Annotated in this window: 14 protein-coding genes; 11 read left to right on the forward strand and 3 right to left on the reverse strand. The window is 68.9% G+C overall.

The window, feature by feature from the left end:
- Positions 1–3 precede the first annotated feature (3 nt).
- Positions 4–1,107, forward strand: coding sequence for an acyltransferase family protein (locus AC1MLT_RS03650; RefSeq protein WP_481033915.1), 1,104 nt, complete (start codon positions 4–6; stop codon positions 1,105–1,107).
- A gap of 69 nt (positions 1,108–1,176) precedes the next feature.
- A complete protein-coding gene (locus AC1MLT_RS03655; RefSeq protein ID WP_481033916.1) occupies positions 1,177–1,536 on the forward strand; it encodes a hypothetical protein in 360 nt (119 codons plus the stop codon).
- A 19-nt stretch (positions 1,537–1,555) separates the two neighbouring features.
- Here the strand turns inward: AC1MLT_RS03655 and AC1MLT_RS03660 are convergent, their stop codons facing one another.
- On the reverse strand, positions 1,556–1,825 hold the full coding sequence (locus tag AC1MLT_RS03660; RefSeq protein ID WP_481033917.1) for a hypothetical protein: 270 nt from the start codon (positions 1,823–1,825) through the stop codon (positions 1,556–1,558).
- A gap of 40 nt (positions 1,826–1,865) precedes the next feature.
- On the reverse strand, positions 1,866–2,570 hold the full coding sequence (locus AC1MLT_RS03665) for a glutathione binding-like protein (RefSeq protein WP_481033918.1): 705 nt from the start codon (positions 2,568–2,570) through the stop codon (positions 1,866–1,868).
- Positions 2,571–2,724: 154 nt separating this feature from the next.
- Here AC1MLT_RS03665 and AC1MLT_RS03670 point away from each other — a divergent pair, with 154 nt between their 5' ends.
- The 3 genes from AC1MLT_RS03670 to AC1MLT_RS03680 all read left to right on the forward strand — a co-directional run bounded on the left by AC1MLT_RS03670 (position 2,725) and on the right by AC1MLT_RS03680 (position 6,373).
- Positions 2,725–3,579, forward strand: coding sequence for a GNAT family N-acetyltransferase (locus AC1MLT_RS03670; RefSeq protein ID WP_481033919.1), 855 nt, complete (start codon positions 2,725–2,727; stop codon positions 3,577–3,579).
- A 121-nt stretch (positions 3,580–3,700) separates the two neighbouring features.
- Positions 3,701–5,887 carry a polyphosphate kinase 1 gene (gene ppk1 / locus AC1MLT_RS03675; protein WP_481033920.1) on the forward strand — a complete coding sequence of 729 codons (2,187 nt, stop codon included), beginning with the start codon at positions 3,701–3,703 and terminating at the stop codon, positions 5,885–5,887.
- 24 nt (positions 5,888–5,911) lie between these two features.
- Positions 5,912–6,373, forward strand: a complete 462-nt coding sequence (locus AC1MLT_RS03680) for a SixA phosphatase family protein (RefSeq protein ID WP_481033921.1) — start codon at positions 5,912–5,914, stop codon at positions 6,371–6,373.
- Here the strand turns inward: AC1MLT_RS03680 and AC1MLT_RS03685 are convergent, their stop codons facing one another.
- Entirely contained in the window at positions 6,374–7,888 is a 1,515-nt protein-coding gene (locus tag AC1MLT_RS03685; protein WP_481033922.1) for a Ppx/GppA phosphatase family protein, read from the reverse strand.
- A gap of 268 nt (positions 7,889–8,156) precedes the next feature.
- Between AC1MLT_RS03685 and pstS the strand changes: the two genes are divergently transcribed.
- The 6 genes from pstS (at position 8,157) to phoB (ending at position 13,578) form a co-directional block, all read left to right on the forward strand.
- Positions 8,157–9,200: a phosphate ABC transporter substrate-binding protein PstS gene (gene pstS / locus AC1MLT_RS03690; RefSeq protein WP_481033923.1), complete on the forward strand. Its 1,044-nt coding sequence runs from the start codon at positions 8,157–8,159 to the stop codon at positions 9,198–9,200.
- A 19-nt stretch (positions 9,201–9,219) separates the two neighbouring features.
- On the forward strand, positions 9,220–10,302 hold the full coding sequence (gene pstC, locus AC1MLT_RS03695) for a phosphate ABC transporter permease subunit PstC (protein ID WP_481033924.1): 1,083 nt from the start codon (positions 9,220–9,222) through the stop codon (positions 10,300–10,302).
- Complete coding sequence (gene pstA, locus AC1MLT_RS03700; protein ID WP_481033925.1) at positions 10,299–11,183, forward strand: phosphate ABC transporter permease PstA; 885 nt, start codon at positions 10,299–10,301, stop codon at positions 11,181–11,183. Before pstC ends, pstA begins: the two co-directional genes overlap by 4 nt.
- A 21-nt stretch (positions 11,184–11,204) precedes the next feature.
- The gene (gene pstB / locus AC1MLT_RS03705; protein ID WP_481033926.1) at positions 11,205–11,987 is read left to right on the forward strand and encodes a phosphate ABC transporter ATP-binding protein PstB; all 783 of its coding nucleotides are present in this window, start codon (positions 11,205–11,207) and stop codon (positions 11,985–11,987) included.
- 137 nt (positions 11,988–12,124) lie between these two features.
- On the forward strand, positions 12,125–12,826 hold the full coding sequence (gene phoU / locus AC1MLT_RS03710; RefSeq protein ID WP_481033927.1) for a phosphate signaling complex protein PhoU: 702 nt from the start codon (positions 12,125–12,127) through the stop codon (positions 12,824–12,826).
- Between the two features lie 59 nt (positions 12,827–12,885).
- Positions 12,886–13,578: a phosphate regulon transcriptional regulator PhoB gene (gene phoB, locus AC1MLT_RS03715; protein ID WP_481033928.1), complete on the forward strand. Its 693-nt coding sequence runs from the start codon at positions 12,886–12,888 to the stop codon at positions 13,576–13,578.

Genomic DNA, 13,578 nt, shown 5'->3' on the forward strand with positions numbered 1-13,578 from the left:
CCGATGACGGTTCGAACGCGATCGATCGGCGCCAGCGCCAGCCTGGTCCTGGACATGCTGCGACTGGGGGCCGCGCTGACGGTGCTGTTCGCGCATGCCCAGGACATGTGGTTGCCCTCCACCACGCACGACCCGTTGCGCCCCGGTGAGGCCGCCCACTCGGCGATCGTGGTGTTCTTCGTGCTGTCGGGCTTCGTCATCGCCTACACGACGAACACGCGGCGCCGTGGGCTGGGCGAGTTCCTGCAGGCCCGGTGGAGCCGCCTGTTCTCGATGGTGATCCCGGCCCTGATCCTCACCGCCGTGGTCGAGCTGGCGGTGCGCGCGCAGGGCGATCCGGGCCTGATGGCCGAATACGTGCGGGGCGCCTTCGGCCCGCGCTATGCGGTGACCGGCCTGTTCCTCAACGAGACCTGGTTCTTCTCCGCGGCGCCGCCGGCCAACGGCGCCCTCTGGTCCCTGAGCTTCGAGTTCTGGTACTACATGATCTTCGGCCTCTGGTTCTGCACGGGGCGCGGCTGGCGCTCGTGGCTGCTGGCCCTGGCGGCATGCGCGATCGCCGGTCCCAAGATCCTGCTGATGATGCCGATCTGGCTGATGGGCTGCGCCGCCTACCTGCTGCCGCGCCCGGCGGTGAGGACCCCGGTGCTGTGGCTCGGCGTCGCGCTGGCGTTGGGCGCGGCGGCTCTCGTCGTGGCCCGCGTGCCGCCATTTCCCTATCCGATCGGGACGGTGCCGTTCTTCTTCGCCAACGAGTTCGTGACCGACACCACCGCCGGCCTGTGCGTGGCGGTGGCGCTGTGGCTGCTGCCGTCGGGCCAGCCGGCGGTGCATGGCGGCCTGGTCGACCGGTTCCGCGTGCTGGCCGACCTCACGTTCCCGATCTACGTGCTGCACTTCCCGCTGCTGATCCTCTGGCGCGTGCTCTTCGGCCTGCGGGTCGAGGACCATGGCCAGTACGCGCTGGCACTGACCAGCGTGCTGTTCGTCGCGGCGATCCTCGGCCTGGCGCTCGAGCGGCAGCGCCCGCGCTGGGGCCGCGCCTTCGGCCGGCTCTTCGCATGGGGCGAGCGGCTGCGCCACGGTCTCCGGCCGCGCGCCACCTAGGCGCGCGCGCCATGCCGGCGCCGGGGCCTTGTCAGAATGGGGCGATCGACATCATTCGAGGAGATCCCCATGACTGACTTCCGATGGCCCTGGCGGGGCGCGACGGCCGCGGCGGCGACGCTGGCCCTGTGCGGCTGCGCGGGCATGTCGCCCTTCGGCGGCGGCGCTCCGGAGCCGCTCTACAAGGTCGACAACCGACCCGGCGGCTTCACGATATCGACCGTCCATGCCCGGCCGAAGGCATCGCGCGAGAGCGTGGAACAGGCCTGCCGCGACGGGCTGGTCCGCAATGCGCGCGACCTGGCGCGCAGCCTCGGCCGTGCCATCGAGCCGATCGACGCGCGCAGCGTCAGGGTCCGCATGAGCACCGAGGCGGGCACCGGCGCCACGCGCTGCGAGGGCTCGGTGCCCGCGACGTGGGCGCCCTAGGCGGCCCGCCGGGCCGCCGCTACAGCTCGGCCAGCCCGGTGTCCCCGGTGTGGTCGCGGGTGCTCCATTCCTCGATGAAGACGCGTGCCCGCTGTTCCAGGGCGGCGACGGCGGAAGCCGGCTCGTGCCGGTGGCCGACCAGCGTCAGCCGGCACTTGTGCCGGCCTTCGCGATAGACGTCGGCATGGCACTCGACGGGACCGTCCCGCCGCGTCGGCACGACGTGGACGCGCACGGTCCAGGGCCCCTCGTCGAAGCGGCTGACCTCGGTGGCATCGTCGAAGTTCATGGGCGTCTCCGGGTGCGGGCGCGCGCGGCGGTGGATCCGTCTAGCGCTTCTCGTACTGCGTGCGGCCGAACAGGATCTCGCGTTCCTTGTCGCCCGTGAGCGGCTTGCGCCGCTCGGCCAGCACCGCGACGCCACGCTGGACGGCCGGCCGGGCGGCGAGGGCGTCGAACCACGTCTTCAGGTGCGGATAGTCCTCGAGCACCACGCCCTGGTTCTGCCAGCTGCGCAGCCAGGGAAAGATCGCGATGTCGGCGATCGAATACTCGGCGCCGGCGATGAACGCGTGGCGGCCGAGCTGCCGGTCGATCACGCCATACAGGCGCCGGGCCTCGTTGGTGTAGCGCTCGATGGCATAGGGCAGCTTCTCGGGCGCGTACAGACGGAAGTGATGTGCCTGGCCGAGCATCGGACCGACGCCGCCCATCTGGAACATCAGCCACTGCAGGACCTCGTAGCGGGCCCGGTCGCCCGTGGGCAGCAGTCGGCCGGTCTTGCCCGCCAGGTAGACCAGGATCGCCCCGGATTCGAAGAGCGAGATCGGCTGGCCGTCCGGACCCGAGGGATCGGTGATAGCGGGGATCTTGTTGTTCGGGCTGATGGCCAGGAAGTCGGGCGCGAACTGCTCGCCCTGACCGATGTCGACCGCATGCACCTCGTAGGGGAGGCCACATTCCTCCAGCATGATGTGGACCTTGTGCCCATTGGGCGTGGGCCAGGTGTGGACCTGGATCGGTGCTTGCGTCATGGCGTTTTTCATAAGCAGAAAAGCTTAAGTAAAGACATCAGCATAAACGTCCCGCGCGGTGGCGTGGTGGTCGATGCGTCACCCGATCGACATGCCGGCGACACGGCGCTTTCATGCGGCGTCGACAGACTGGCGGTCATCGATGGAGATCGCCATGCCCGAACTGCCCAATCCCCTGTTCCCGATTTCGCAACTCGGCGTGCGCCCGTCGCTCTGGCGGGCGCCGCCGGCCGCGCGCGTGGCTCCGGCCGCGCCGAAGGCCGCCGCCGGCGTCGACGGCACCACCGGACTGAACGTCGGCTGGGCGCGCCATCTCGACGACGTGCGCGCCGCCCAGCGCCTGCGTCACCAGGTCTTCGCCGGCGAGATGGGCGCGCGCCTGGATTCGACGCTGCCCGGCCACGACATCGACCTGTTCGACGACTTCTGCGAGCACCTGCTGGTGCGTCACGAGGCGACCGGCGAGGTGATCGGGACCTACCGCGTGCTGACGCCGGCCCAGGCGCGGCGCATCGGCAGCACCTACAGCGACACCGAATTCGACCTGACGCGACTGCGCGAGGTGCGCGAGCGCATGGTCGAGCTCGGCCGCAGCTGCGTGCATCGGGACCACCGCCAGGGCGGCGTCATCCTGGCGCTGTGGGGCGCCCTGGCGGGCTTCATGCACCGCAACCGGCTCGACGTGATGATCGGTTGCGCCAGCATCCCGATGTCGCACAACGGCGTGAGCGGCGGCGACGCGGCGGCCAGTATCTGGCGGCAGCTCTCGGCGACCCACATGGCACCGGTGCGCTATCACGTCCAGCCGCGCCTGGCCCTGCCGGTCGACCGGCTCGACGGCACGCTCGACGTCGAGCCGCCGGCGCTCATCAAGGGCTACCTGCGCCTGGGCGCCAAGGTGCTCGGCGCGCCGGCCTGGGACCCGGATTTCAACAGCGCCGACCTGCCGATGCTGATGCGCATCGGCGACCTGCCGCCGCGCTATCGCAAGCACTTCCTGGGGCACTGAACGGGGTCATGGGGGCGGCCGGTACCGTCACGGAACTGTCATGAGAGTCTGTAACAATCTTGGGCTTTGCCCGACAGACTCCGCAGGCGCATCATCTTGCCCGGTATCGGAATTCGCGAACATGCAGCCTCCCGCGGTCCCCATCCCGACCGAAATCTCCGCTCCTCCGCTGGCCGTCAACAGCGCCGCCGACGCCGCGCCCGGCGCCGCGTCCACGCTGGTGCTGCTCGATCGCGATCACAGCATCCTGGCCTTCAACCGTCGCGTCCTCGACTGGGCCCGGCGGCCCGAGGTGCCACTGATCGAGCGCCTGCGCTACCTGTGCATCGTGGCCTCCAACCTCGACGAGTTCTTCGAGGTGAGGGCGGCGCCGCACCTGATCGCCGCGACCAGCGGCCAGGCCAAGGGCGGCGGCTCGGTCGAATCGTTCGAGCGCCTGGCCGAGGTCACCCATGCCATGGTGGCCGAGAAGTACGCGCTCTACAACGATGCGCTGATGCCGGCCTTCGCCGCCCACGGCATCCATGTCATCTCGCACGGCGAGCGCAACCCGACCCAGCGCCGCTGGGTCCAGGAGTACTTCGAGCGCGAGGTGCGGCCGCTGCTGATCCCGGTCGGGCTCGATCCCTCGCACCCGTTCCCGCAGGTGGCCAACAAGTCGCTCAACTTCATCGTGCGGCTCAGCGGCAAGGATGCCTTCGGTCGCGAGAACCCGATCGCCATCCTGAAGGTGCCGCGCGTGCTGCCGCGCATGATCCGGATGCCGGCCAAGGTCTCGGGCGGCCGCACGCTGTTCGTGGCGCTCTCCAGCATCGTGCGCGCGCATCTCTCGAGCATGTTCCCAGACCGCGAGGTCGGCGACTTCTCGCAATTCCGCGTGACGCGCAACTCCGACCTCTCGGTCGACGAGGAGGACGTCAAGAACCTGCGCACCGCGCTGCGCCAGGGGCTGGAGCACCGCCACTTCGGGCAGGCGGTGCGGCTGGAGGTGTCGGCGAGCTGCGCCGAATCGCTGGCGAGCTTCCTGCTGGCGCAATTCAACCTGCCGCCGCAGGCGCTCTATCGCGTGCACGGGCCGGTCAACCTGGCCCGCCTGACGCAGCTGATCGACCTGCTCGACGAGCCGGCCCTCAAGGCGCTGCGCTTCCAGCCGTACAAGGCCTCCTATCCGGTCACGCTGTCGACCGGGCAGTCGTTCTTCGATCGCCTGCAGCGCGGCGACGTCCTCGTCCACCAGCCCTTCGAGAGCTTCGACGGCGTGCTGGCCTTCCTGCGCGAGGCCGTGCAGGACCCGCAGGTGCTGGCGATCAAGCAGACCATCTACCGCACCGGCGCCGACTCGGAAATGATGGAGCTGCTGCGCGAGGGCGTGCGGCGCGGCAAGGAAGTGATGGCGGTGGTCGAGCTGAAGGCCCGCTTCGACGAGGAGGCCAACATCAACTGGGCCGAGATGCTGGAGTCGATCGGCGCCCAGGTGGTGTATGGCGTGGTCGGGCTGAAGACGCACGCCAAGATGCTGCTGGTGACGCGGCGCGAGGGCAAGCAGATGCGCCGCTATGGCCACCTGTCCACCGGCAACTACAACCCGCGCACCGCCGCGCTCTACACCGACATCAGCCACCTGACGGCCGACCCGCTGCTGACCGCCGACATGGATGCCGTGTTCGTGCACCTGGCCGGCCAGAGCCGGTTGCCCAGGTTGAACCGGATGTGGGTCGCACCCTTCGACCTGCACCGCAACCTGGTGGCGCAGATCGACGCCATCGGCGCCGCCGCCGAGCGCGGCGAGCCGACCCGGATCGTGGCCAAGATGAACGCGCTGACCGACGACCTGCTGGTCGCCGCGCTGGTCCGGGCCGGGCAGAAGGGCGTGAAGATCGACCTGGTCGTGCGCGGCGCCTGCACCCTGCCGGCGCAGCTGCCGGGCCTGACCGACAACATCCGCGTGCGCTCGGTGATCGGGCGCTTCCTGGAGCATTCGCGCGTCTTCTATTTCCGCAACGGACCGGACGAGTCGCTCTACCTGTCGAGCGCCGACTGGATGAACCGCAACATGATGCGACGCGTCGAGCTGGCCTGGCCCGTGACCGATCCGGTGCTGCGCCAGCGGATCATCGACGAATGCCTGGTGGCCTACCTGCACGACGGCCGCGATGCCTGGGACCTGGGCGCCGACGGCGTCTACCGCCGCGTCAACGGCGACACGCATCCGGGCGAGGAGGGCGCCTCGCGCCAGATCGAGGCGCATGGCGCCCAGCGCGCGCTCATGGACCGCTATGGGTCGCGCACCGGCGGCCGCGCCGCCTGAACACATTCGAGAAGGAACGGTGTCATGGACCTGATTTTCTGGCGCCACGCCGAAGCCGAGGACTGGACCGACGGCTGTGACGACATGCAGCGCGCGCTCACCGCGCGGGGCGAGAAGCAGGCCCGGCGCATGGCGGGCTGGCTCGACCGCCAGCTGCCCGAGGGCACGCGCATCATCAGCAGTCCGGCACGCCGCTGCGAGCAGACCGTGATGGCATTGGAGCGCCGCTACAAGCTGCGCGACGAGCTGATCCCGGAGACCACGCCCCAGGCGCTGCTGGCGGCGGCCGGCTGGCCCAACGGCAAGTCGGTGGTGCTGGTGGTGGGCCACCAGCCCGCGCTCGGCCAGGCGATCTCGCAGCTGCTGGGCTGGCAGCACGAGAGCTGCCCGGTGCGCAAGGGCTCGGTCTGGTGGATCCGCACGCGCGAGCGCGACGGCGACGTGCAGACCGTGGTCGTGACCGTCCAGACGCCCGAGCTGCTCTGATCAGCTGACCTCGAATTCGACGCGCCAGCCGGTCTTCTGCCAGGCCAGCGTCTCCTCGCGCAGCAGGTGCGCCGACTGCGGATAGGCGTCGATCCAGCGGCTGCGGCAGCGCAGCACGAAGGCGCGGCCATTGCGCGCCACGTTCAGCGCCAGCGGATCCGGGTCGCGCCGCGCGTGGCACAGGATGACCGCCAGGCGCAGTGCCAGCACCTGCGTCACGAAGCCCTCGTCGTCGAGCGCGGTCTCCAGCTTGCGCAGCTTGCCGCGATGTCCCAGCACCAGCTGGCTCAGGAGATGCAGTTCGTTGGTCGCGAAGCCCGGCGCGTCGGCATGGTCCAGCACGTAGGCGCCGTGCTTGTGATATTCGCTGTGCGAGATCTGCGCGCCGATCTCGTGGAGCTGCGCCGCCCAGCCCAGGGCGCGCAGCGCCCGCCCGGCGCGGCTCGTGGCGCTGCCGTCGCCGGCGCCGGGCTCGAGCTGCAGGTAGAGCGCGGTGGCGGTCCCGGACACCCGGCGGGCCTGGGCCGAATCGATGGAGAAGCGGGCCGCCAGGCGCGAGATCGTGGCGCCGCGCAGGTCGGTGGCGCCATCGTTGCGGTCCTGCAGCTCGTAGAGCACGCCATGGCGCAGCGCGCCCTGCGCGACCTTCATCTCGCGGATGTCCAGCAGGTCGAACACCGCGCGCAGCACGCTCAGGCCGCCGCCGATGACGGCCTTGCGATCCTCGCGCATGCCATCCATGCGCAGCCGCTCGGCATTGCCGGCCTTGAGCAGGCGGTCGAGCAGCCAGTCGAGTCCCTCGCGCGTGACCACGCCCGCCGGGGCGCCCGAGGCCGCGAGCACGTCGCCCACCGCGCCGATGGTGCCGGAGGCGCCATACGCGACGTCCCAGCGGTCCGGCGCATGGCTGGTGAGCGCTTCGTCGAGCACCGCCTTGGCGGCGATCTCGGCGGTGCGGAAGGCCGAGGCCGTGAACTGGCCCTGGGGGAAATGCTTCATCGACCAGGCGACGCTGCCCACGCGATAGGACTCGACCACCTCCGCCTCGAGCGCGTGGCCGATGATCATCTCGGTCGAGCGCCCGCCGATGTCCACCACCAGCCGGCGTTCCCGGCCCGATGCCTCGTTCTGCGGCAGCATGTGCGCCACGCCCTGGTAGATCAGCCGCGCTTCCTCGCGGCCGGGGATGACGTCGATGCCGAAGCCCAGCACGGTGCGCGCGCGCAGCAGGAATTCCTCCCGGTTGCGCGCCTCGCGCAGGGTCTGGGTGGCGACGGCGCGCACCTGCGCGCGCTTGAAGCCCGCCAGGCGTTCGCCGAAGCGCGCCAGGGTGTCCCAGCCGCGCTGCATGGCCTCGGGCGTGAGGTTGCGGTCGGCGTCGAGTCCGTTGCCCAGGCGCACGGTCTCCTTCAGGTATTCGGTGCGCCGGATCTGTCCATGGTCGACCTGGCCGATCTCCAGCCGGAAGCTGTTGGAGCCGAGGTCGATCGCCGCGAGGAGTGAGCCGTTTTGCATGGAGAGAAACGAGGAAGAGGGAAGGACAACGACCCAGCGGCGGGAGCGAGCCCCGGCGTGGAGGAACCGATGAGAACCTTTGATGGTATCCGTCGCCGCCACGCGGGACCATGACAGTTGCGTGACGTCGTCATGACGCCGGGCCATGGAAACGAGAGCTTTCCCTCTGGAGACGCTGTCACGAGGGCGTCACAGAAGCTTTCTAAAGTCCGCCGGCAACGCCAGAACCCCATCACGGGGAGCGGCAGAACCTCTTACAGGAAGCCTCATGCCAACGACTTTCCGATTCGCCGCTGCCACGCTCGTCGCCGCCGCCTGCTCCTTCTCCCATGTGACCTTCGCGCAGGACATCACCGGTGCCGGCGCCAGCTTCCCGGCGCCGCTCTATGCCAAGTGGGCCTCCGACTACAACAAGGCCACCGGCGTCAAGATCAACTACCAGTCGGTCGGCTCGGGCGCCGGCCTGAAGCAGATCGAGGCCAAGACGGTCGACTTCGGCGCCTCCGACGCGCCGCTCAAGGACGAGGACCTGCAGGCCAAGGGCCTGATGCAGTTCCCGACGGTGGTCGGCGGCGTCGTGCCGGTGGTCAACATCCAGGGCATCAAGCCCGGCGAGCTCAAGCTCAACGGCCAGGTGCTCGGCGACATCTACCTCGGCAAGATCACCAAGTGGAACGACCCGGCGATCAAGGCCCTCAACGGCGCCCTGGCACTGCCCGATGCCACCATCGCCCCGGTGCGCCGCGCCGATGGTTCGGGCACCAGCTTCGCGTTCACCAACTACCTCAGCCAGGTCAATCCGGAGTGGAAGTCCAAGGTCGGCGAGGGCACGGCGGTGAACTGGCCGACGGGCGCGGGTGGCAAGGGCAACGAGGGCGTCGCCGCCTTCGTCGGCCGCCTGCCCAACTCGATCGGCTATGTCGAGTACGCCTACGTCAAGCAGAACAAGATGTCGTATGCCCAGCTGCAGAACGCCTCGGGCGCCTTCGTCTCGCCGGACGACGAGACCTTCAAGGCCGCCGCCGCCGGCGCCGACTGGAACAAGAGCTTCTATCAGATCCTCAACAACAAGCCCGGCAAGGACGCCTGGCCGATCACCACCGGCACCTTCATCCTGGTGCACAAGGTGCAGGACAAGCCCGCCAACGCGGCCGCCGTGCTGAAGTTCTTCGATTGGGCCTACAAGAGCGGCGACAAGACCGCCGCCGACCTCGACTACGTGCCGATGCCCGACAGCGTGAAGGCCATCATCGCCAAGGCCTGGGCCGACAACGTCAAGGATGCGTCGGGCAAGCCCGTCGCCTTCAAGTAAAGCGCATCCGCCGACGCGCATGAACGGCCCCACGCCCCCCGGCGCGTCGATCCCCCCACTCACGGAGCGACCCTTGTCATCCACCTTCCCCGCCCAAGGCGCGCCGCTCGACCTGGCCGTCGAACGTCCGCGCGCGACCGTCAACCCGCCGCCGACCCGGCGACCGCGCACCGGCGCCGCCACCGACCGGCTGTTCGGCCTGGCGGCCAAGGGCGCGGCGCTGCTGACGCTGGCGCTGCTCTTCGGCATCCTGCTGTCGCTGGTCGCCGGCGCCTGGCCGGCGATCACCAAGTACGGGCTGGGCTTCCTGACCAGCAGCGTCTGGGATCCGGTGCAGGAGGAGTACGGCGGCCTGGTGATGATCTACGGCACGCTCGCGACCTCGTTCATCGCCCTGGTGATCGCGGTGCCGGTGAGCTTCGGCATCGCGCTGTTCCTCACCGAGATGTCGCCGTCGTGGCTCAAGCGGCCGCTGGGCACGGCCATCGAGCTGCTGGCCGCGGTGCCGTCGATCGTCTATGGCATGTGGGGCCTGCTGGTGTTCGGGCCGATCCTCTCGACCTACGTGCAGCAGCCGCTGCAGAGCCTGTTCGCCGGCGTGCCCTATCTGGGCGCCCTGGTGTCGGGTCCGCCGGTGGGCATCGGCATCCTGTCGGCCGGCATCATCCTGGCCATCATGATCATCCCGTTCATCGCCTCGGTGATGCGCGACGTCTTCGAGGTCACGCCGCCCCTGCTCAAGGAATCGGCCTACGGCCTGGGCGCGACCACCTGGGAGGTGGTCTCCAAAGTGGTGCTGCCCTATACCAAGGCCGGCGTCATCGGCGGCATCATGCTGGGACTGGGCCGCGCGCTGGGCGAGACCATGGCCGTGACCTTCGTCATCGGCAACATGAACCAGCTCAACTCGCTGTCGGTCTTCGAGGCCGCCAACAGCATCACCTCGGCGCTGGCCAACGAATTCGCCGAAGCCGGCGCCGGCCTGCACCAGGCGGCGCTGATGTACCTCGGCCTGGTGCTGTTCTTCATCACTTTCGTCGTCCTGACGCTGTCGAAGGTGCTGCTGCAGCGCATGAAGAAGAGCGAAGGAACCAAATCGTGAGCACCGCCGAGAGACTCCTCGCCGCCCGCCGGCTCGACGAGACGCGCGCGGCGCGGTTCGCCAGCCGCAAGCGCGTCAACCAGGTCGCCCTGACGCTGTCGCTGCTGGCGATGGCCTTCGGCGTGTTCTGGCTCATGTGGATCCTGTGGGAGACGCTGCGCCAGGGCATCGGCGGCATCGCGCTGGCGACCTTCACCGAGATGACGCCGCCGCCCAACGAGGCGGGCGGCATCGCCAACGCGATCTTCGGCTCGCTGGTGATGGTCGGCCTGGCCACCTTCGTCGGCACGCCGATCGGCATCATGGCCGGCATCTACCTGGCCGAGTACGACCCCAAGGGCTGGCTTTCGTCGCTCACGCGCTTCGTCAACGACATCCTGCTGTCGGCGCCCTCGATCGTGATCGGCCTGTTCGTCTATGCCGTCGTGGTGGCGTACTTCAAGACCTTCTCGGGTCTGGCCGGCGCGCTGGCGCTGGCGCTCATCGTGATCCCGGTGGTCATCCGCACGACCGAGAACATGCTGCAGCTGGTGCCGCCGGGCCTGCGCGAGGCGGCCTACGCCCTGGGCACGCCGAAGTGGAAGGTGATCATGAGCATCACGCTGCGCGCGGCCCGCGCCGGCGTCGTCACCGGCATCCTGCTGGCCGTCGCCCGCATCGCCGGCGAGACCGCGCCGCTGCTGTTCACCGCGCTCAACAACCAGTTCTGGACCGCCGATGTCAGCCAGCCGATGGCCAGCCTGCCGGTGACGATCTTCAAGTTCGCGATGAGTCCCTACGAGAACTGGCAGAAGCTGGCCTGGGCCGGGGTCTTCCTGATCACCGCCGCCGTGCTGGGCCTCAACATCCTCGCGCGCGTGCTGACGCGCTCCAAACACTAGCCACCGATCGGCGCAGCCATCATGCCCACCACCCTCGCTTCCCCTCCCGTGCGTTCGAAGATCTCGGTCAAGGACCTGAACTTCTACTATGGCAAGTTCCACGCCCTCAAGGGCATCAACCTCGAGATCCCCGAGAACAAGGTGACGGCCTTCATCGGCCCGTCGGGCTGCGGCAAGTCGACCCTGCTGCGCACCTTCAACCGCATGTTCGAGCTCTATCCCGAGCAGCGCGCCGAAGGCGTGATCTCGGTCGACGGCGAGAACCTGCTGACCTCCAAGCAGGACGTGGCGCTGATCCGCGCCAAGGTCGGCATGGTGTTCCAGAAGCCGACGCCGTTCCCGATGTCGATCTACGACAACATCGCCTTCGGCGTGAAGCTGTTCGAGAACCTCAGCGCGAGCGACATGGACGACCGCGTGGAGTGGGCGCTCAAGAAGGCGGCGCTGTGGACCGAGGTGCGCGACAAGCTGCAGCAGAGCGGCTCCGGCCTCTCGGGCGGCCAGCAGCAGCGCCTGTGCATCGCGCGCGGCATCGCCATCAAGCCCGAGGTGCTGCTGCTCGACGAACCATGCTCGGCGCTCGACCCGATCTCCACCGGCAAGGTCGAGGAGCTGATCGCCGAGCTCAAGAGCGACTACACCGTGGTCATCGTGACGCACAACATGCAGCAGGCGGCGCGCTGCAGCGACTACACGGCCTACATGTACCTCGGCGACCTGATCGAGTTCGGCCAGACCGAGCAGATGTTCTTCAAGCCGCAGCGCAAGGAGACCGAGGACTACATCACCGGCCGCTTCGGATGAGCTCGGCTCACCCCCAGTCTTCGCGCACTTCGTGTCGCTTTCGCCAACCCCCTTGCAGGGGGCAGCACCAGCGGCCCGGCAGAGCCGGTTCCGCGGTGTTCCTCGCAAAGACAACGTGCTGATTCAGGAGCATTGTCATGACAGAAAAACATCTTTCCAGCCAGTTCGACAGCGAGCTCAATGGCGTGTCGTCGCGCGTGATGGAGCTCGGCGGCATGGTGGAGTCGCAGATCCACCAGGCGGTCTACGCGCTGTCGGAGTTCGACGCCGATGCCGCCGACCGGGTCGTGGAGACCGAGGTGCGCGTCAATGCGATGGAGATGGAGATCGACCGCGAGCTCTCCTCGATCATCGCGCGCCGCCAGCCGACCGCGCGTGACCTGCGCCTGCTGATCGCCATCTCCAAGACCACCGCCAACCTCGAGCGCGTGGGCGACGAGGCCCACAAGATCGCCCGCATGGTGAAGTCGATCATCGAGAGCGGCGCGGCGCGCGCCCTGCCATCGACCGAGCTGCGCATCGCCGCCGACCTGGCCTCGGGCCTGCTGCGCAAGGCGCTCGATGCCTTCGCCCGGCTCGACACCGCCGCGGCGCTGTCGATCCTGAAGGAGGACGACCAGATCGACCAGGAGTTCGACGGTTTCGTGCGCAAGCTCGTCACCTACATGATGGAGGACCCGCGCACCATCTCGGCGAGTCTCGACCTGCTGTTCCTGGCCAAGGCCATCGAGCGCATCGGCGACCACGCCAAGAACATCGCCGAATTCATCATCTACATCGTCAAGGGCGCCGACGTGCGCCACACGTCGATGGCCGAGATCGAATCGGCGCTCGAATAGGTCGAACGCCGGCCCCAGTCCCTGCATGCCGGTCGCGCGAGCGCCGGACAATCCGAGCCATGAAAAAACCACGTGTCCTGATCGTCGAAGACGAGTCCTCGATCGCCGAGCTGATCGCGGTCAACCTGCGCCACAACGGGTTCGAGCCGATCTGGGCGGAAGACGGCGCGGCGGCGCAGCGCGAGATCGACACCCTGGCGCCCGACCTGATCCTGCTCGACTGGATGCTGCCGGGGCAGAGCGGGCTGCAGCTCGCGCGCCAGTGGCGCAAGGAAGCCCGCACCAAGGCGATCCCGATCGTCATGCTCACCGCGCGCGGCGACGAACCCGACAAGGTGGCCGGCCTGGACGCCGGCGCCGACGACTACATCACCAAGCCGTTCTCCACGCAGGAGATGCTCGCGCGCATCCGCGCCGTGCTGCGGCGCCGCGCGCCGGTGCTGCCGGACGAGCGCGTCGTCATCGGCGACCTGGTGCTCGACACCGCGACGCACCGCGTGACCTGGCAGGGCGCTCCGCTGAAGGTGGGACCGACCGAGTTCAAGCTGCTGTGCTATCTCATGCAGCACGCCGAGCGCGTACACAGCCGCTCGCAGTTGCTGGACAACGTCTGGGGCGACCACGTCTACATCGAGGAGCGCACGGTCGACGTGCACGTCAAGCGCCTGCGCGAGTCGCTGGGCAGCGCCGCGCCGATGGTCGAGACCGTGCGCGGCGCCGGCTACCGCCTGACGGCGCAGGTCACGGTTTGA

Source organism: Variovorax sp. PEI5 (assembly GCF_056679935.1).

Coding starts and splice junctions, on each gene's coding strand:
- AC1MLT_RS03650 (WP_481033915.1), top strand. CDS start 4: ATGACGGTTCGAACGCGATCGATCGGCGCCAGCGCCAGCCTGGTCCTG.
- AC1MLT_RS03655 (WP_481033916.1), top strand. CDS start 1,177: ATGACTGACTTCCGATGGCCCTGGCGGGGCGCGACGGCCGCGGCGGCG.
- AC1MLT_RS03660 (WP_481033917.1), bottom strand. CDS start 1,825: ATGAACTTCGACGATGCCACCGAGGTCAGCCGCTTCGACGAGGGGCCC.
- AC1MLT_RS03665 (WP_481033918.1), bottom strand. CDS start 2,570: ATGACGCAAGCACCGATCCAGGTCCACACCTGGCCCACGCCCAATGGG.
- AC1MLT_RS03670 (WP_481033919.1), top strand. CDS start 2,725: ATGCCCGAACTGCCCAATCCCCTGTTCCCGATTTCGCAACTCGGCGTG.
- ppk1 (WP_481033920.1), top strand. CDS start 3,701: ATGCAGCCTCCCGCGGTCCCCATCCCGACCGAAATCTCCGCTCCTCCG.
- AC1MLT_RS03680 (WP_481033921.1), top strand. CDS start 5,912: ATGGACCTGATTTTCTGGCGCCACGCCGAAGCCGAGGACTGGACCGAC.
- AC1MLT_RS03685 (WP_481033922.1), bottom strand. CDS start 7,888: ATGCAAAACGGCTCACTCCTCGCGGCGATCGACCTCGGCTCCAACAGC.
- pstS (WP_481033923.1), top strand. CDS start 8,157: ATGCCAACGACTTTCCGATTCGCCGCTGCCACGCTCGTCGCCGCCGCC.
- pstC (WP_481033924.1), top strand. CDS start 9,220: ATGAACGGCCCCACGCCCCCCGGCGCGTCGATCCCCCCACTCACGGAG.
- pstB (WP_481033926.1), top strand. CDS start 11,205: ATGCCCACCACCCTCGCTTCCCCTCCCGTGCGTTCGAAGATCTCGGTC.
- phoU (WP_481033927.1), top strand. CDS start 12,125: ATGACAGAAAAACATCTTTCCAGCCAGTTCGACAGCGAGCTCAATGGC.
- phoB (WP_481033928.1), top strand. CDS start 12,886: ATGAAAAAACCACGTGTCCTGATCGTCGAAGACGAGTCCTCGATCGCC.